This is a genomic window from Chryseobacterium lacus (assembly GCF_003336205.1).
Taxonomy (GTDB): domain Bacteria; phylum Bacteroidota; class Bacteroidia; order Flavobacteriales; family Weeksellaceae; genus Chryseobacterium_A; species Chryseobacterium_A lacus.
The window spans coordinates 203,076-222,192 of the sequence record NZ_QPIE01000001.1 but is presented as its reverse complement, the minus strand read 5'-3'; the positions used below and the strand labels follow the sequence as shown (position 1 = coordinate 222,192).

Below are 19,117 nucleotides of genomic sequence, written 5' to 3'. Positions count from 1 at the left end.
GAATTGATGATTAAAAATATAAAAAATATTTTTCAAATCGCTTCTGTAATTGTTTTCGGAAGTGTTTTTTTATATAATTGTGAACCCGAAGCTGATGCGTTAGGTGAACAGTTTTTTGACGGCGCAGACGGAACGGAAGTGCAGTATGACCTTATCGCTTATAATATTAATAATAATGATACCGTGAGGAGTGATGCACAGGAGATTCCATTGGCCACTCTGGGTGCGTTTTCAGAAGGAATTTTCGGAATGCAGAAAACGGCGTTTGTGTCACAACTTCGCCCTTCACTTTTCGATCCCGTTTTTGGGGACAATGCAGTGGTAGATTCTGTTGTGATGGTTATTAAACCTTTGTATGCTTCAGATTCAGTAACGACAAGCACCGATGAAAATTATATTCATCCAGATGGCAACATCGCTGCAAAAAAAATAGTGAATGCTTATCCGGTTTATAAATATGGAAAAACCAAAATAAATGGCAATACCAATTTCAATATCAGAGTGCACGAAGTAACAGATTTTTTAGCAGCAGGTTCTGATATTTCATATTCTAATAAAACCGTGAATTATGGTTCAGAAATAGGCCACAAACTCTTCGATGGAAAAGTGTATTCCACTTCTATTACTAAAGATGCTGATAACAGCAGTATCTGGAGCCATGAAGCCAGCCTTAGAATTCCCATGAATCCAACGTTTTTTCAGACTAAAATTATTGCCAAACAAGGATCAGCAGACTTGAAAGACGCGGCCAGTTTCATTCGCTATTTCAGAGGAGTGAGACTTTCCGTGGACGAAAATGATGGGTATTTGTTTAGATTCACTCCTGAATCTGCGGAAATTATCATGTATTATAAATCTGATAAAACCGAAAACGGAACGGTTACCCGTCCGCAGAGTTCATTCAAATTTACCATGGGCGCACCGAATGCACACATCGGATTGTATACCTACAATAGAATTGATACTCCTGTTGCTACCATTCCTCCAGCTTCTTCCAGCAATACAGTAACGGGCGATCCTAAATTGTATTTACAGGGAATGGGAGGCCCAAGTGCAGGTATTTCTATTCCGGCTTCAGTAATTGCAACGTTAAAAGATAAATTCAAAAATGATAAAATTGGCATCATGGGTGCCAAAATCAGAGTATATACTGATGAAATTGCTTGGAACAACAAGTTTCAGAAACCTACATCTTTCGTGTTTCTCCAAAAAGGAGCAACCGATTTTCTTCCGGAACTCGCATCTTTTGCTCAGCTTCCTCAGTTCAGTTTGGTAAAGGCTTTTGATCTGGATAAAAATCCCGGCTATTACGATTTCACTGTTACGCAGACTTTAAAAGAAATTATAGAGTCAGAAGCACCTAACAAAGATTTTATAATTCATGCTGGAGAATTCAGGGTAGATCCCAATACAGGTAAATATTATGGCTATCGATTTGACAGCCGTTCTTATACTCCAAATCGCGTTGTTTTAGTAGGAACAGATCCCGGGAATACTAAAAAGATTCAATTAAAAGTTATATACGGAACTAAATAAAAAAAACAATAACTATGTGTGGAATTGTAGGATATACAGGCTTTCAGGATGCGTATTCTGTAGTAATTAACGGCCTTAGGAGACTTGAGTATAGAGGGTATGACAGTGCCGGCATTGTGCTGGACAGTAATGAGGATACCCTTGCTGTGGCGAAAACAAAAGGAAAAGTTGATGATCTAGTTGCAGTATCAGAACATCTGAAAGGAAGAGCTCATGTAGGAATGGGACACACAAGATGGGCTACCCATGGCGTGCCAAGCGATAGAAATTCGCATCCGCATCTTTCCAACAACGGCAAAATAGCACTGGTACACAATGGTATTATTGAAAACTACGATACCATCAAAACCATGCTTTCAGGCCATGGATTTACCTTTCAGTCAGAAACAGATACGGAAGTTCTTGTCAATCTTATTCAATATTTCATGGATACCCAGCCTGCGCTGGAATTTCCTACGGCGGTACGTTATGCATTGAACGAAGTCTACGGAGCCTACGCTATCACTGTGATGCACGAAGATTTCCCCGGCGTTTTGGTAGTAGGAAGATTAGGTTCTCCACTAGCCATCGGTTTGGGTGAGAATGAGTATTTCATTGCTTCCGATGCATCCCCATTCGTGGAGTTTACAAGAGATGCCATTTACCTTGAAGAAGGACACATGGCAACGATTTCGTTAGAAAATGGTGTCGATATAAGATCTATCACTGATAATTCAAAAATAGAACCTGCTATTCAGGAACTGAAGCTTAATCTTGAGCAAATTGAAAAAGGAGGGTATGAGCATTTTATGCTGAAGGAAATTTTCGAGCAACCGAAATCCATTCAGGATACCATGAGAGGAAGGCTTTTAGTAGATGAAGGAATCATCAAAATGGCCGGAATTTGGGATCATCTGGAGAAATTCAGCAATGCTGGCAGAATTATCATCATCGCTTGCGGTACTTCGTGGCATGCCGGGCTCATCGGGGAATATCTTATTGAAGAATTTGCTCGGATTCCTGTGGAAGTAGAGTACGCTTCTGAATTCAGGTATCGTAATCCGATTATTACTGAAAAAGATGTTGTAATTGCTATTTCACAATCGGGAGAAACCGCCGATACAATGGCGGCTTTGAAATTGGCCAAAGAAAAGGGTGCTTTTATTTATGGAATTTGTAATGTGGTAGATTCCTCTATCGCCAGAATTACGGATGCAGGATCCTATACCCATGCAGGTCCGGAAATCGGAGTAGCTTCTACTAAAGCATTTACTGCCCAACTTACCATTCTTTCTTTGATTGCCATCAAACTTGGAAAACACAACGGCACGCTCAGCAATGTGAAATTCGTGGAACTGATTACTGAACTGGACGCTATTCCGAAAAAAATAGAAGAAGTTCTTGAATCTACACACGATAAAGTAAAAGAAATTTCAAAAGATTTCATCAATGCTCAGAATTTTCTGTATCTTGGACGGGGATATAATTATCCTTCAGCTTTAGAAGGCGCCCTGAAACTGAAAGAAATTTCTTACATTCACGCAGAAGGTTATCCCGCGGCAGAAATGAAACATGGTCCTATTGCGCTTATTGACGAGAATATGCCGATTGTGATCATCGCACCGAAAAGAGGACATTATGATAAGATTGTAAGTAATGTTCAGGAAATAAAAGCAAGAAAAGGAAAAATTATTGCAGTCGTAAACAAAGGAGATGTTCAGGTAAGTGCTATCGCAGATTATGTAATTGAAATTCCGGACACGTCGGAATGTTTCTCTCCCATCGTAGCAGCCATCCCGCTTCAGTTGCTGTCTTACTATATTGCAGTGTATCGGGGAGCCAATGTAGATCAGCCTCGGAATCTCGCAAAATCCGTTACTGTAGAGTAAAAAAAGCCTGAGGGAGCAAAATAATCTAAGATTTTTTTCGTTTTTCAAAATAAATCTTAAAAGTTTCTTAAAAAAATTATATATTTACCGCTTAATTATAAAAATTAACATGAAAAGGATATTTCTTTTATTATTATCAGCGTCAGTAACTGTAGTAGTATCTTGTTCAGGAGGCAGAAGTTCTGCCGGAAAACCCGGAACAAAAGGAGAATTGATACCCAAGGAAAGAGCAAGAAGCTTCGTAGCGGAAAGGCCTTTTGGAATGGTCTCAATCCCTTCTGGATCTTTTGTTGTAGGAATGGCAGATCAGGATATGATGAATATGCCTGAAAGAGCCGCTCTGAAAACTGTTACAGTGTCTTCTTTCTTTATCGATGAAACAGAAACAACCAATGCAGAGTACAGGGTTTTTATAAACTATGTAAGGGATTCTATTGCAAGAACACTGTTGGCGGAAGCTGCAGGTGAAGGTGGCGATGGTACCGGAAGAGGACAAAGCATCGGAGATTATGCTTACATGATTTTTGAAGAAGACGAAGAAATGAGCCCTTATCAGGAATATCTTGAATCTCAGGGAGGAAGAGATGAGGGTGTGAACGGTTCCAGAAGATTGGACTGGAGCATTCCGCTTCATTGGAATACTTCAAATTACCCGGATGTAGAATATGCGGAAGTATTGGAATCCATGTATCTTCCTGCATCTCAAAGAATTGGCAATCAGAGAATTATTGATGCTTCCAAACTTACCTATTCTTATGTATGGGAAGATCACAACACTGCTATCCAACAAAACGAAAGAGGTGCTAATTTCCTGAAAAGAGAAAGCTTGGCCATCTATCCTGATACGACAGTATGGGTAAAAGATTTCAATTATTCTTATAATGAACCCTTATTTGAACAATATTTCTGGCATAACGCTTATAAAAATTATCCGGTTGTAGGAGTAACTTGGGATCAGGCAAGAGCGTACTGTGATTTCCGTACCAAGCTGAAAACAGATTACAACCAGAGTTTAAGAAGAAAAAAACAAAGACCAATGAGTTTCCGTCTTCCTACAGAAGTAGAATGGGAATATGCAGCGAGAGGAGGTCTTGAAAATGCTACTTTTCCTTGGGGAGGACCTTATTTAATGGATGACAGAGGATGTTATCTGGCCAACTTCAAACCAAAAAGAGGCAGTTATATTGAAGATGATAAATTAGGAACTTATACCTATACTGCTCCGGTGAAGAAATTCAGAAAGAATGGATATGGATTATATGACATGGCGGGTAACGTAGCCGAATGGACAGATTCTCAATACAGTAATTCTTCCTATGGATTCTCCAATACATTGAATCCATCTACTAAAAATCATACAGATACCAGAAAATCTGTAAGAGGAGGTTCTTGGAAAGATATCGGTTACATGCTGATGACAGGTTCCAGAGACTGGGAACGTAAAGATTCTGCGAGAAGTTATATCGGATTCAGAACAGTACAAGATATTCCTGAAGCAGCAGTAAAACCAAGAAGAAGAAGCAACTAATTTAAACTCAAATAAATCATCATTAAAAACAGCCTAATCATATGTTAAAAAAAGTTTTTGCAACAAAAGAAGGAATATATAATTTCATTTATTCAATGGGGGCAGCCATCGTAATTCTAGGTGCTTGGTTGAAAATTACCCACATCAATCTCGGTTTTATTACTGGTAACGTAGCCCTTACAGTGGGACTTCTCGTAGAAGCATTCATCTTTACGGTATTTGCTTTTGACCCTCCGAAATCTGAAGAAAACTATGCTTGGGAAAATGTTTATCCGGAACTATTGGATAAACATGCCAAACCAAACCCGCTTCATGCAAACGTATCTGCAGGATTAAACTCTCACGAACTTATGATAGAAATGGAAAATTCACTTTCTCAGAAATTGGACAGAATGCTTGAAGATGCGAAACTGGATGTTAGTCTTTTTGAAAGACTAAGAGCTGGAATTGATAAGTTTTCCAGTTCTGTAGATCAGATCAATCAAACAGTTGACGTATCCGCTTCTACTCATAAATATAATGAGCAGCTCAACAAAGCAGCATCGCACATGGAAAGTATGAATCAGCTGTATGCAATGCAAATCGAAAACAGCCAGATGCAGTCTGAATATAATAGAAAATATATTGCAGATCTGGAAAAATCTGCCCAACAATCTGAGAAATTTAATCAAGAACTACAAGGATTAACTTCAAATCTAAACAGCCTCAACAGAGTTTATGGTGGTATGCTGAGCGCAATGAAGTCCTGATTTCCCGTACATTTCTAATTTAACAAAATTTAAAAGAAAAGAGAATAATGGCACAAGGAAAACAGACTCCGCGTCAGAAAATGATTAACCTCATGTACCTCGTATTCATCGCGATGATGGCCCTCAATATTGATGCGGAAATTATCAGGTCATACTACGAGTCCACACAATCTCTTAAAGAGACTAGGGCTTTGACCGAAGAAAAGAATACGGTTATTTTTGAGGAAACTTTGAGAGCAAAAGCTGCCGCAGTTCCGGATACTTACCAACAACCTTGGCAACAGTATCAGGTTCTAAAGGAAAAGATTGATGCTTTAGTTTCGCATGTAGATGGAATTAAGACTACGCTGAAGAAAGAATCAGAATTTTTTGAAACCGATCCTGAAACTGGAGCTCCGATAGATTTAAGTGAAAGTTTTGCATCGCTGAATAATAACGAACCTACTACCAGATATTTCTTCATAGATGGAGACGAAACCAAACAGTCCAGTAAAGCAGAAGAATTGAAGGTTTTGATGAGTGATATCAGGAATTATATCAATCAGACTTTCGGTAAGAATGCAAACCTGGCCAGTTTGGTGAATAGAGCTAATAAATCTTTAAGAACAGAGTTTCCTAAAGAAAATGTTTTGGAAGATAAAACTTGGTTACAATCTAAGTTTTATCATCAGCCCCTCATTGCTGCATTGTCAAATCTGGAAATTATCCAGAATGATGCAAGAAATGTACAGTCAGATGCATTGGCACTGATGTTACAGGAAAAAGTGGATGCAAGCATTAAGTTCAATATGTATGAAGCTATTGTAAAAGCACCTACTGATATCGTTCAAGGGGAAAAAGCTGAAGCTGAGGTTTTCCTCGCTTCGTATTCCAACAGTAATAAGATTAGCATGTCTGGTGTACAACGAGAAGAAAATGGTAAAGGGTTTATTAACCTGAATACAAGTGGTTTAGGTGAAAAGAAATTCAGCGGAAGCATATCAGTATTGATGGCTGACGGAAAAACCGAAACAGTTCCTTTCACTCATACTTATAATGTTATTGCTGGGCAAAAAGAAGTTCAGTATGAAACAGGAGCCTTAGTTTCGGCAGATAAAATGAATGTAATGTACCGTGGTTTGGATAACCCGATTTCAGGTTCCATCTTGGGTGTTGATAATTCCCGACTTTCTCTTAGTGCTTCTGGTGCTACAGTAAGAAGTGCAGGTCCAGGCAAATGGACTGTTGTTCCTGGAGCTACTAACATAGTGAAATTAACGATCTCCGGAACCGGCCCAAGAGGAACGCAAAGTAAAACGTTTGATTTCCGTGTGAAACCTGTTCCGCCACCACAAGGGCAAATAAGAGGAAGAGGTACGGTAGGCCTGCCTCCTGGATCTATAGCGAATCAGCAAATTACAGCAGCAATTCCGGATTTCGATTTCCCGGTAACGTTTAATGTAACAAGCTTTTTGGTAAAAGTACCTGGCAGAGCCGCAATCCCGGTAACAGGAAATGATTTATCTTCTGTACGAGGAGTAGTATCAAATCTGCGTGCAGGTGATATTGTTCATATTTATGGAATTAAATACACTGCTCAGGGAATTCCTGTAACACCAGGTAGAGAAGCTACCCATATTGTGATTAATGTTCAGTAATAAAGTAAAAAAATAAATTCAGTATGAAAAAGTATATCAGCGCGCTTTTAGTGGTTGTTTCTGGGATGATGTTCTCTCAAACAATTCTCAACGCTAAATCCCCGGAAGAATTTAGAAAACTGCGTGACGACAATATGAAAATCGTAGGAGACAGTGTGGTTTCTAATAAAGTAACGCCGCTTTCTTATGGTTATGTTGATGAAAGAGATGTTCTAAAAAGTGTCTATGTTTGGGAAGTTATCGATCTGAATGATAAGGTAAACCAACCTTTCTATTATAACAATACCAATGCATTTTCACGCCAGAATAAATCTCTGTACACCATTCTTCTTGAAGGCGCATTGAACGGGGAGTTTACTGAAGTGTACGACGATGAAAACTTCACTACAAAATTGGACGCAGACGGAATTAAAAGAAAACTGAGCTACGAAGTAATTGCTGATGAAGCTCTCGATATCATCGAGTCCGGCCGTCAGCTAACTCCTGAAGAAGTCATCCGTTATACCGATGTGTACGAAACCACCAATGATAAAGTAAGAATGATCAAAATGATGGGGATGTGGTTTATCGATAAAAGAGACGGACAACTGAAGTACAGGCCGCTTGGTATAGCTGCAATGGGTCCGGATCCTACTTTTACCGCTCAAAAAGCAAGAGGTTTGATCATGTCTGATGAAGAAGAATTAGTAGATCTGTTTTGGATTTTCTATCCCGATGCAAGAGAAATCTTGGCTAATAATGAAGTGTATAACAGAAAAAATCAGTCCGCTGATCTCAGTTTCGATGATCTGCTGAACGCAAGAAGATTCTCTTCTGTTATCTACAAATCTTCTGCTGGTTTAGGCGAAGGATTGATCAAAGATTATGTTCCGAGAAATGCTGAAGAGCAGATTGAAGAAAGCAACAGAATCAAAGGGCAGATCCTGGCGATGGAAAACGAAATGTGGAATTACTAATCAATTCTAAATTATAATAAAAAACCTGAGTTATGCTCAGGTTTTTTTATCACTAATAATGAAAATAGCAGATTATCTGATCGTGGGAGATGGTTATGCAGCGCTGTTTTTTGCTCACAGGCTGATCATGGAAAACAAAAGCTTTTACCTGTTTTCGGAAAATAAACAAAGTGCTTCCCGGGTGTCAGCCGGCATTATCAATCCTGTTGTTCTTAAGAAATTTACTACCTTCTGGCTGGCTCAGGAGCAAATTCATGATTTGCAGAAAACACTTTCGGAAATGGCGGAGTACACCGGAAGAAATTATTGGATTGATGAGCCTATCCACCGCATCTTTCATAACGTAAAGGAAAGAGAATTGTGGCAAAAGAAAGCGAATGATGAAACACTTTCCGGTTTTCTTAGCACTGCTTTTGTCTCGTTCGATACCATTCTGAATCCTTTCGGGACAGGAACGGTTGATCAATCTGCACGGCTGAATGTTTCTCTTTTTTTTCATGATTTTTTTAAATTTCTATCGGAAAATGATCGTTTAATTCCTGAACAATTTGATTATATCGCTTTAAATCCGGCTCAAAATCAATACAAAACGATTGAATATAAAAATATTGTCTTCTGTGAAGGAATGGGCGTGGTGGAAAATCCTTTTTTTAAAGATATTCCGCTTCAGCCCAATAAAGGGCATCATTTAAAAGTGAAAATTTCCAAGCCAATTCGCACTAAAGTAACTTTAAAAAAGAAACATTTTCTTTTTCCTTTAGAAGACGATCTTTATTATTATGGAGGAACATACGATAGAAATCAATCCCATCATGAGATAGATGAAACGGCAAAAGATCAGTTAGTAAAAGGATTAGAAGAGTTTTATCCGGAACCTTTTGAAGTGGTGGATGTTCAGTTTGGATTTCGGCCGACAGTAAAAGACAGAAGGCCGATACTGGGGAATCATCATGAATTTAAGAATTTATTCGTATTCAACGGATTGGGAGCACGCGGTATTTTGAATGGTAATTATTTTGCGGGCGAACTCTTTCAACTTATTGAATATGGCAAACCTTTGCCTGAAGAAGTGAGTCTGGAAAGATTTACACAAACCAAATAATTTTGTTTTTATTGAAAAAATAACCTACTTTTGCCAACCTAATTAGAGAGGTGTCCGAGTGGTTGAAGGAGCTACCCTGGAAAGGTAGTATACGGGTAACTGTATCGTGGGTTCGAATCCCATCCTCTCTGCAGACAAAAAACCTTGCCGCTTCGGTAAGGTTTCTTAATTTATATCAGCTTCTTGTTAAAGTCTGTACTTTGGTTATTTTGAGCACTAAAATTCTCCCCAAGTACTCCTATAAATGTATTTTTGGGTAAAATGTGATAATCATCATGTGATGAAGTTTTTCTCAGAAATAAGATAATTAATTCCTAATTTGCGCCATCATTTCGATGCGGATCAAAGGAAATGTTTCTGCTGATACAGAGAGGTTTCCGTTTGAATTTCTTCCGAAATTTGATTTTTATAAAGATACGCAGATGCAGAAATACAGAAATCTGTTATTTTATATCGAAACCATCATCGTCTTTTCAGGCGTTATGTATTGGTTTTTCGTTCATGGAAAAAGCTTGCAGGGCGAAGAAATCCTGATGGCCCATACCAATCCTGCTTCAGCTTGGACTAATTTCCTCACTTCACTTTCAGAAAATTTACACCATCCTTTAGGCTTGCTTCTTCTTCAGATTGTGGCCATATTATTGGTTGCCCGTCTTTTCGGTTGGGTTTGCATCAAAATCCGCCAACCTTCTGTTATTGGTGAAATGATTGCCGGAATCATTTTGGGACCTTCGCTTTTGGGAATGCATTTTCCTGAAGTTTCCGTTTTTCTTTTTCCCGAAGAATCTCTTGGCAATCTGGAATTTCTCAGCCAGATCGGTTTGATATTGTTCATGTATATCGTGGGAATGGAATTGGACTTAAGCGTGTTAAGGAAAAAAGCGCAGGATGCCATTATGATCAGTCATGCCAGCATTATTATTCCTTTCGCATTAGGAACAGGATTGGCGTATTACGTTTATCAGGATTTCGCTCCGGCAGGAATTCCGTTCATTTCATTTGCACTTTTTATTGCCATTGCGATGAGCATTACCGCTTTTCCGGTTCTTGCTCGTATTGTTCAGGAAAGAAATTTACAGAAAACCAAACTTGGCTCCGTAGTCATTACTTGCGCAGCTGCGGATGATATTACAGCCTGGTGTATTCTGGCAGCCGTTATTGCCATTGTAAAAGCAGGCTCTTTCGTCAGTTCCGTGTATGTTATTGCAATGGCTGTCGCCTATGTTATTTTAATGATAAAAGTAGTGCGGCCATTTGTAAAAAGAGTGGCAGATTTGCAGGCAGGAAGAGGAATTATCAGCAAGTCTATTGTTGCCATTTTCTTTCTTATTCTTATCATTTCCTCTTACACTACCGAAATCATCGGAATTCATGCGCTGTTTGGAGCTTTTATGGCAGGAGCTATCATGCCGGAGAATACAAAATTCAGGAATATTTTTATCGAAAAGATCGAAGATGTGGCTCTCGTGTTATTGTTGCCTTTATTCTTTGTTTTTACCGGGTTGCGTACTCACATCGGGCTTCTTAATGATTTTCATCTTTGGAAAACAGCCGGACTTATTATTCTTGTCGCTGTAATCGGCAAATTTCTCGGAAGCGCACTTACAGCAAGATTTCTGAGAATGAACTGGAAAGACAGTCTTTCCATTGGTGCGCTGATGAATACCCGTGGACTGATGGAACTTATCGTTCTGAATATCGGGTACGATTTGGGTGTTCTTAGTCCTGAGATCTTTGCCATGATGGTGATAATGGCGTTGGTAACTACTCTTATGACCGGCCCGGCGTTAGACCTCATCAATTTGATATTTAAAAAGTCAAAATCTGCTGAAGACCATCAGGAAAATGAATCAAAATATAAAATTCTTCTGGTTTTTGAGAAAGCTAAAACCGGAAGTACACTTCTGAAACTTGCAGATAATCTGACCCATAAAATGGAGGAAAAATCTATCACTGCGATGAATTTCGGGCCTGTGGATGATCTTCATAATTTCGCTCTTGCAGATTATGAAAAACAACAGTTTGCTGAAGTGATTGAAACGGCGCAAATACTCAAAACCTCTGTCACTACCATGTTTAAAGCATCGAATGACATTGAAACAGATGTTATTATCGCTACAAAAAAAGGCAATTATGATTTCCTGCTCATCATGCTAGGGAAATCTATTTATGAAGGAAGCCTTTTGGGCCGATTGTTGGGCTTTACCACCAATATCATTAATCCCGAGAAAATCCTCAACACAGTAAAAGGAAAAATGAATATCTTCAATGTTTCACCTTTTGATGATTTCAACATGAGCATTCTGGAAAAATCGAGTATTCCCGTGGGAATTATGATTGATAAAGGTTTTGAAACAGCGGAGAAAATATGCATTCCGATTTTTGACCTTTCAGATCTTTACCTGATGGAGTACGCAAAAAGACTGATGAATAACAATAATTCGAAGATAATTATTTTAGATATTGCAGGACAAATTCAGGGAAATATTGAAATTCAGGAACTGATTCAAGATATTGAACAGTTAGCACCCAATACGATTTCTTTGCAAAACGATAGCACGTTGGAGACAACCTTTTTTGAATCCCAGGATCTGATGATCATCAGCAACCGCAGCTGGAAAAACCTTTTGGACAGTAAAAGTTCATGGCTTTCCGATGTGCCTTCCACACTTATTGTTTCAGATCCAAAATAATCAGATTTCTGTAAAATGTAAACAACTTCTTTCTTAAACAGACATTTCTCCTCGCAAATTTTCAGTGAAATGTTCTGCGAATTTTCCGTTAAAAGCAGGATTCTCAAATACATGCATCGCTTTGGTTATTGCGCATTCCGCAGTCATATCACTTCCGCTGATGGCTCCTATTTTATTGAAAACAGTGCTGTTTTCATATTTTCCGAAACTTATTCCTCCGGAAATGCATTGGGTTACCACCACGATTTCCGTTCCGTTCCGGCGTAATTTCTGAAGGACATTTTCTGTGCCTTTATTGTTGAAAATTGTTCCGCTGCCGAAAACCTGAAGGATCAAAACTTTTACTTTGGGAATTTCCGCAAAATGTTTCAGTGTCATCCCGGGAAAAATTCTCCAGAAAATAATGTCTTGTGAAAGATGGAAATCAACTTTGAATTCCTCATGTTCAGGAGCTCTGTACAAAAGCTGTTTTTCAATATTAAGATGCACTCCCGATTGTCCTAATAACGGATAATTCGGGCTTTGATAGGCATCAAAATATTTTGCAGAATACTTAAGAGAACGGTTTCCGCGGAGAAGTTTATATTCAAAATAAAGCGCCACTTCCTGAATCACGGGTGTGTCATTTTCATAAAGGCTGGCGTAGTAAATACTGGTAAGCAGGTTTTCTTTCGCATCAGTCCTCAGATCGCCAATCGGAAGCTGGGAACCGGTTAAAATTACAGGTTTACGCAATCCTTTCAACATAAAACTGAGAGCTGAAGCGGTGTAAGACATCGTGTCCGTTCCATGTAAGACCAAGAATCCATCGAAGTCATCATAAAAATCTCCAATAATTTTGGCGATCATCTTCCATTCCTCCGGCCCTACATCTGAAGAATCTAAAGGTTCATCGAAAGAATGAACGGTAACCTCGCATTCCAGAAGTTTCATTTCCGGGATTTTATTGAAAATTTTCTCAAAATTAAAAGGCATCAGGCTTCCGGTTTCATAATCTTTTTCCATTCCGATAGTGCCTCCGGTATAGATGAGCAGGACTTTTCTTTTCATAAGTGTAAAAATACGTTAATTTGTAAAGATTTTAAAATTCATGAATCAATTAGAACGCGTTTTCCATCATTTGAAACCATTCCTGACGCCTGAGCGATGCGATAAAATAAATCATCACTCACATCAAAGTTCAGATTTTATTCTTCCGGTTCTGGAAGATGTCTATCAGTTCCGGAATGCGGCAGCAATTCTCCGAAGCGCTGAAGCGTGTGGTTTTCATAAAGTCATTGCCTTGGAAAAGCAGAATGTTTTTGATCCGAATCTGACGGTAACCAAAGGTGCAGAAACTTGGGTGGAAGTGGAGAAAATGCCGCCTACAATGGAGACCATAATGCAAGTTAAAAAAAGAGGTTATAAAATAGTTGCCGTTTCGCCGGAAAAAAAGGCTGTTTTACTTCCGGACTATACCATCACTCAGCCTGTTGCTCTCATCTTCGGAACAGAATGGGAAGGAGTGACCGAGGAAATTCTCGATTTTGCGGATGAAACTTTGGCGATTCCAATGTATGGTTTTACTAAAAGTTTCAATGTTTCGGTAGCTGCGGCAATTTGTATGTACGAAATGAAGCAGAAACTAATTTCATCAAAACTCGATTATCTTTTGAGCGAAGAAAAACGGTTGAAACTCAAAATCCGATGGGCAGTGAATTCCATAAAAAGCGGAGAAGCTATTTTGAAAAAGATTCTGGACGATTCTCAATACGAAGGATTCCAATGGTGAACAGTTCTTTGGTATCATTATTGAGAAAGATTGCGCTAAAGGAACCACATTCATGAATAAATTATTTAAAATTCTGATCATTGGAATTTTCACATTCAGTACGGTGCAGTGCGCCAAAGAAACCCCGTTGATTCAAACTGCTTCCAATACACAACAGGATCTTGAAAAACAAAAACGCGATTCCATCCGTGAGGATTCTATAAAAAGAGCTCAGGAAAGAATCCGGTTTTTTACGCTTGTATTTCCCAAGAATAAAAAAGATTCGGTAATGAGTGCTTTTTTGAAGAAATATCCGGAAGAGGAACGATATATTATTCTGGCACTGAACCGTCTTGACAATAAAAACCGATGGCGTGCAGACACGTTGGTCATTCCAGAAAAAATTGAAAATGATTTTTTGAAATACAGCCCTTTCCCAAAACGGTTGGATGAACTGGAACCGGTGAATAAAATGGTGTTTTTCTCTTATGCGATTCATGCGTTTGCAGTATATGAAAACGGAAATCTTAAGAAATGGGGCCCATCAAGTCTGGGAAAAAAAGCGACACCTACTAAAACGGGTTTGATGTTCAGCAACTGGAAAAAAGAAGTGGCCATTTCCACGTCCAATTCCGAATGGATTCTCCGCTGGAATTTCAATATTCACAATACTTTAGGCATTGGCTGGCATCAGTATGATTTGCCGGGTTTTCATGCGTCACATTCCTGCCTGAGAATGCTGGAAGAAGATGCGAAATGGATGTACTCCTGGGCAGATACGTGGGTGCTTACGAATAATGGACAAACGGAGCAGGCCAAAGGAACACCTGTCATCATTTTCGGAGAATCTGATTTTAAAACGAAACCCTGGCTGAAGCTTTCGGATGATCCGGCTGCAAATGATATTTCTGTGGAAGAAATGAATGATACTTTTGTTCCGCATCTGGATAAAATTTTGAAAGAACAGGAAAACAGCGAGAAAATCCGCCGGCATGCTTATCTGAGTCTTAGTAAATCAGACAACGGAAAACGTGCAGTATAATTTATTTTTCTTCAAAAGGCAATGTTGAAAGAATAGCAAATGACCGGAGTTTTTCCATTTCTTTTTTGGCTTTTTTCTGTCCGATTTTTACGGCAGCATACATTATTAAACCCAATACTACCGTAACGATAGAAGCAGGAAGTGCCCATTTGTAATCCTGAATATTAATTTGTTCGCCCACAAACCAAAGCGTGATGAGTACCATCCATATAATTCCCAACAGGAAATACAAAAACATGAAAAATGTCCACACTGCTGAACTTGGCCCGAAAATTCCGCGGATGACGGTTCTTTGGTCTTCCATTTCAGTCCGCAACGAGAGATTGGGTTTCCAGTAATGATCCTGTTCAGTGTTCACCGTAATAAGAGCCATTTCGGTGTTCACATTTCCTGAAAATTCCTCAGCATTTTTTTTGAGGAATTTCTTTATATTTTCCGAATATTCTTCTGCAGAAAGTCCCGTGTACATTTTGAATCGCGGGCGCAGCCGCATTTTATCAAGGGTAGTTTCTTCAGTTTTCATCGTTTGTCAGCATAAGGTATTGGGTCTTTCAGGATAATCCTGATTTTCATGAAATGAAGTTACAAAAAAGCAAGAAACCAAAGTTGAAAAGTAATAAATCATTTCGCTATAGCTGTTAATTTTTGATCAATTAATGTTATTTTAATCGCTCAATCTTTTACTTGCGTGTATTCCGAAAAAAAAAGATCCCCGGAATCATTCCAGAGATCTAATCAATGTTCTTACCATTTGTGTTTTCATGGTTATTAATAGTAGTTTTCTACATTGAGACTGCGAATGTATTATAATTTTGAACTTAAACAATAATTAAGCAAGGGACAAAAAGGGGACATTGTCTTTTCGGATGTAACCTTTTGATTAATACTGTTATATCTTTTCACTTTTGTTTCATTTTACTTTATTATTATTTCGATTTCTTTCCAGAAAATTGATATAACGAACGAAATTCTTATGCATTCCTTGTAAAAATTAGTGACTGAAAGATGCTTTAAGCAATCTTTTTTTATTAATTTGCCTTCAATCTTATGGTCTTATGGGATGATTGGGTTTAATGTTATTGAATGCGGTATCTGATCTTATTTTATTTTCTGTTTTCTGTTCATCATTTCTCAGCTGCTCCCTGGCTGACCTCTTCCTCACTATCCAGAGAGAATTTGGAGCAAATCATTACGAATAAAAAACGCTTTATGAACGATACTGTAATTCTAAAAAAAGAATTGCAGAACAGTAGTTCAATTAAAAAGATAATTTCAGAAACGCTTTTGGCACAGGCCTATTTTCGGGCGTTAGACGGCAAGAACCCAAAAAGCGAGTTTCACTTCAAAAATTCTATAGAAACGGCTGTAAAATTAAACAACCCTGCTTTGGCGATTTGGGCTGAACTTAATTATGCAGAATATCTGTATCGGTACAGGGAAATGACTCGAGCAATGCCCGTTTTCCTCAATGCATTGAATGCAGCAGAGAAGATACCGGCAAATGAACTTCTCTTTCCATGTTGGTCATTCAAGATTGTCGGATATTATATGGGAACGATCGGAGATTATGATGAAGCTGTTAATTTTCTGAAAAGGGCACAACATTATGCCGATCGTAATTCTTCTGAACTTCCTGAACTTCTTGATAATATAGGGCAGTATTACTATCTTGCCCGCAACTATATTCAGGCTGAAAAATATTATACAAGTGCCAGCATCACCGCTCTTCAGATAAAAGACGAACTTCGATATGCTAAAACGCTTGGAAATCTTGCGCTGATACGGAAAGATGAAGGAGATTATAACAGTGCGGCTCTTTTATTGAAAAAAGATATTGATATTTCTGAACGGCTTGGTGCACAGCAAAATACGATGTTTGCCCAAATTGCCCTTGTTAGAGTCTTTATAAAAGCCGGCAAATGGGAAGAAGCGGCAACCCTTCTTCAAAAGGCGGAGACCATTTCCAGATCAAAACCGTATTACATGAGTTCAAGGCGCAGGATTGCGGAGATAAAACTGGATGTGTTTCAAGCTTTAAATCGTATTTCGGAAATACCTGATATCCGCCGCGAGATCAAAATGCTCGACGATTCACTGCGGTGGACTGATGGAGAACAGACCCTGAACAAGACCCATCTGATGACGCAAAAAACGCTGTATCAACAGAAAATTACGAAAGCCAATGAAAAATTATCATCCAGAAATAATCTGTTTGTAATTTTTGTGGTGGTAGCAGGAATCGGATTTGTTTTGTTCGGGTGGCATCTCCTGAGGCTGAAAAAGAATGAAGCCCAACGTAAGGCACAATATGACAGCTTGATTACAGCACTGGAAAAAGAAAAAGTTGGTTTCGAAAGAACACTCATGGAAACACGACAAACACTCCAAGATCAGGTGCAGTATTTGAAAAGTAAAAATCAATATATTGAACAACTAAATTCTGAAATTGAAACAATCCGTCTCTCAGCTTCATCTCATCTTGAGGAAAAAGAAGGTAAACTCCATCAATTATTAGAGTCTCATCTCATGACAGAAGAGAACTGGCAGATTTTCCGCAGGCAGTTCCAGAAAGAATATCCGGAATTTTACGGGAATCTCAGTCTGGAATTTCCGGAAATTACACCAGCGAATCTGCGTGTCATTCTATTGCAAAAGTTGGGATTCAGCCAAGTAGAAATCTCCAGATTGTTAGGCATTACGCAGGATGCCGTGAAAAAGTCCCGTCAAAGGCTGAAGCGCAAACTTGGTGAGCGATATGAGAAACTTTCTGAAATGATCAACGCTGAATTATAAAAAAGCGTCGCCCGAAAATAAAAATCTTATTTTACTTTTTAATGAACTTTCTGATGAGTGTTCTCTTGGCAGTATCTATGCTGATCATGTAGCTTCCGGCCTTGAAATGTGAAACAGGGATCATCTTGATATCATCTTTTTCTCGATACATAATTCTGCCAGAAAAATCTGTTATCGTAACACGTATTATTTTTTCAGGTGATTGAATCCGCAAAAAATCCGTTACCGGGATAGGATAGATTGTGATTAAATTATTGCGGTTTGCTTCAGCAACTGAAAGTGTCGATTCACATTCGTTGCCTAAAACGTCACCTGTTATTGTCCAACCTTTAACATTAATAAGATGCTCTCGCGCAGCTATTGCCAAAGGATCTTTATACTGAAGCGGAGCCACATTACCCAAGTTTACATTGTTGGCCGTTGTAGGATTCGTGCGCCATCCATAGAGGGTTTTATCCCAGTTATTGCAGGTTAATGCTGTGTTTGTGAGCATACTGTTCGCCTGTACAACGGAGGCGAGATTCCACGTTTCCAAACTTTGGTTAAAGCTTGTCGCTCCACTCAGAAAATCACGGAATTCTGTTACATTCGAAACATTCCAGCTACTCAAATCCTGATTGAAACTGGTACAGAGATGAAACATGTGCAGCATGGTAGTCACATTGGAAACATTCCATGATGATAGTGGCTGATTAAAAGATGATAAATAATGAAACATCCAGGTCATGTCCGTCACATTGGTGGTATTCCAGTTATTTAACGGTTGATTGAAGTTTCCTGCATTGGAAAACAGATGACTCATATTCGTAATAGTAGAAGTATTCCACTGGTTGAAAGTTGGGTTTCCTAAAAGAGAAGTACAGTTATGAAACATGAGCGCCGCATTCGTAACATTAGCAAGTATAGGAATATCAGTTGCACTTACATCCAAATTGGAACAATCCGTAAAAGCAGTCTCCATACTGAGCCAGTTAATATTTCCCCATTGCTGGACTTCCAGCAGTTTATCGGTATCTCCCAAAAGATTCATTAATATAGGAGTGCCCAGATTTGGCGAAACAAAATATTCATTATAAAAACGGACAGCATCAAAATTTCCATTGCCATTACTTATTTTTATACGATAAGTTGCAAGCGCAGGATCCGGATGATAAGGAGTTCCGAAATCAACAAGAAAATGCTGCGAAGAACTTATTCCGTTCATGGCACCGTTATGAGACGGGAATCCGATTTCTTCCCAGTATACATTAAAGTTACTGCCTCTTCCCGGAAACCAAATTTGTTGTGTTGTGCTTTGAGCAGGTACATTGGCAACTGTTTTCGACTGTGCATTCGCCGGTTTCCATACGGTAATGAATTCATTTTGAGAATATACAAGAGACGACAGAAAGGTGATGAGAAAAAGTATAATTTTCATCATATTTTTTGTTAAAGATATAAAAATTCCCCGGACATCATCCGGA

14 protein-coding genes and 1 tRNA gene are annotated in these 19,117 nt (G+C 38.8%); 12 read left to right on the top strand and 3 right to left on the bottom strand.

Annotation, left to right across the window (positions count from 1 at the left end; translation table 11 throughout):
• Positions 1 to 6 precede the first annotated feature (6 nt).
• From DQ356_RS01030 to DQ356_RS00990, 9 genes are all read left to right on the top strand, one after another.
• Positions 7 to 1,536 carry a DUF4270 family protein gene (locus DQ356_RS01030; RefSeq protein ID WP_114302604.1) on the top strand — a complete coding sequence of 510 codons (1,530 nt, stop codon included), beginning with the start codon at positions 7 to 9 and terminating at the stop codon, positions 1,534 to 1,536.
• Positions 1,537 to 1,550: 14 nt separating this feature from the next.
• Positions 1,551 to 3,404 (top strand): glutamine--fructose-6-phosphate transaminase (isomerizing), encoded by a 1,854-nt coding sequence (glmS, locus tag DQ356_RS01025; RefSeq protein ID WP_114302603.1) that lies wholly within the window; start codon positions 1,551 to 1,553, stop codon positions 3,402 to 3,404.
• 109 nt (positions 3,405 to 3,513) lie between these two features.
• Positions 3,514 to 4,932: a T9SS ring complex lipoprotein PorK/GldK gene (porK, locus tag DQ356_RS01020; protein ID WP_114302602.1), complete on the top strand. Its 1,419-nt coding sequence runs from the start codon at positions 3,514 to 3,516 to the stop codon at positions 4,930 to 4,932.
• A gap of 41 nt (positions 4,933 to 4,973) precedes the next feature.
• Entirely contained in the window at positions 4,974 to 5,681 is a 708-nt protein-coding gene (gene porL / locus DQ356_RS01015; protein WP_114302601.1) for a type IX secretion system motor protein PorL/GldL, read from the top strand.
• Between the two features lie 47 nt (positions 5,682 to 5,728).
• Positions 5,729 to 7,318, top strand: coding sequence for a type IX secretion system motor protein PorM/GldM (gene porM, locus DQ356_RS01010; RefSeq protein WP_114302600.1), 1,590 nt, complete (start codon positions 5,729 to 5,731; stop codon positions 7,316 to 7,318).
• Between the two features lie 23 nt (positions 7,319 to 7,341).
• Complete coding sequence (gene porN / locus DQ356_RS01005) at positions 7,342 to 8,274, top strand: type IX secretion system ring subunit PorN/GldN (protein WP_114302599.1); 933 nt, start codon at positions 7,342 to 7,344, stop codon at positions 8,272 to 8,274.
• Positions 8,275 to 8,332: 58 nt separating this feature from the next.
• Positions 8,333 to 9,376 carry an NAD(P)/FAD-dependent oxidoreductase gene (locus DQ356_RS01000; RefSeq protein WP_114302598.1) on the top strand — a complete coding sequence of 348 codons (1,044 nt, stop codon included), beginning with the start codon at positions 8,333 to 8,335 and terminating at the stop codon, positions 9,374 to 9,376.
• Positions 9,377 to 9,420: 44 nt separating this feature from the next.
• A tRNA-Ser gene (locus DQ356_RS00995) sits at positions 9,421 to 9,507 on the top strand.
• Between the two features lie 291 nt (positions 9,508 to 9,798).
• Positions 9,799 to 12,069: a cation:proton antiporter gene (locus DQ356_RS00990; protein WP_114302809.1), complete on the top strand. Its 2,271-nt coding sequence runs from the start codon at positions 9,799 to 9,801 to the stop codon at positions 12,067 to 12,069.
• 33 nt (positions 12,070 to 12,102) lie between these two features.
• Here the strand turns inward: DQ356_RS00990 and DQ356_RS00985 are convergent, their stop codons facing one another.
• A complete protein-coding gene (locus DQ356_RS00985; protein ID WP_114302597.1) occupies positions 12,103 to 13,119 on the bottom strand; it encodes an asparaginase in 1,017 nt (338 codons plus the stop codon).
• Positions 13,120 to 13,159: 40 nt separating this feature from the next.
• On the opposite strand from DQ356_RS00985, the gene DQ356_RS00980 reads away from it, so the two are divergent.
• Together DQ356_RS00980 and DQ356_RS00975 are read left to right on the top strand one after the other, a co-directional pair.
• Positions 13,160 to 13,840: a TrmH family RNA methyltransferase gene (locus tag DQ356_RS00980; RefSeq protein WP_114302596.1), complete on the top strand. Its 681-nt coding sequence runs from the start codon at positions 13,160 to 13,162 to the stop codon at positions 13,838 to 13,840.
• 52 nt (positions 13,841 to 13,892) lie between these two features.
• On the top strand, positions 13,893 to 14,861 hold the full coding sequence (locus tag DQ356_RS00975) for a L,D-transpeptidase (RefSeq protein ID WP_114302595.1): 969 nt from the start codon (positions 13,893 to 13,895) through the stop codon (positions 14,859 to 14,861).
• Between the two features lies 1 nt (position 14,862).
• Here DQ356_RS00975 and DQ356_RS00970 read toward each other — a convergent pair whose 3' ends face one another.
• Complete coding sequence (locus DQ356_RS00970) at positions 14,863 to 15,384, bottom strand: hypothetical protein (RefSeq protein WP_114302594.1); 522 nt, start codon at positions 15,382 to 15,384, stop codon at positions 14,863 to 14,865.
• Positions 15,385 to 16,070: 686 nt separating this feature from the next.
• Between DQ356_RS00970 and DQ356_RS00965 the strand changes: the two genes are divergently transcribed.
• A complete protein-coding gene (locus DQ356_RS00965; RefSeq protein ID WP_126723215.1) occupies positions 16,071 to 17,654 on the top strand; it encodes a helix-turn-helix transcriptional regulator in 1,584 nt (527 codons plus the stop codon).
• A gap of 31 nt (positions 17,655 to 17,685) precedes the next feature.
• Here the strand turns inward: DQ356_RS00965 and DQ356_RS00960 are convergent, their stop codons facing one another.
• Entirely contained in the window at positions 17,686 to 19,074 is a 1,389-nt protein-coding gene (locus DQ356_RS00960) for a BspA family leucine-rich repeat surface protein (protein WP_114302592.1), read from the bottom strand.
• Positions 19,075 to 19,117: the final 43 nt, after the last annotated feature.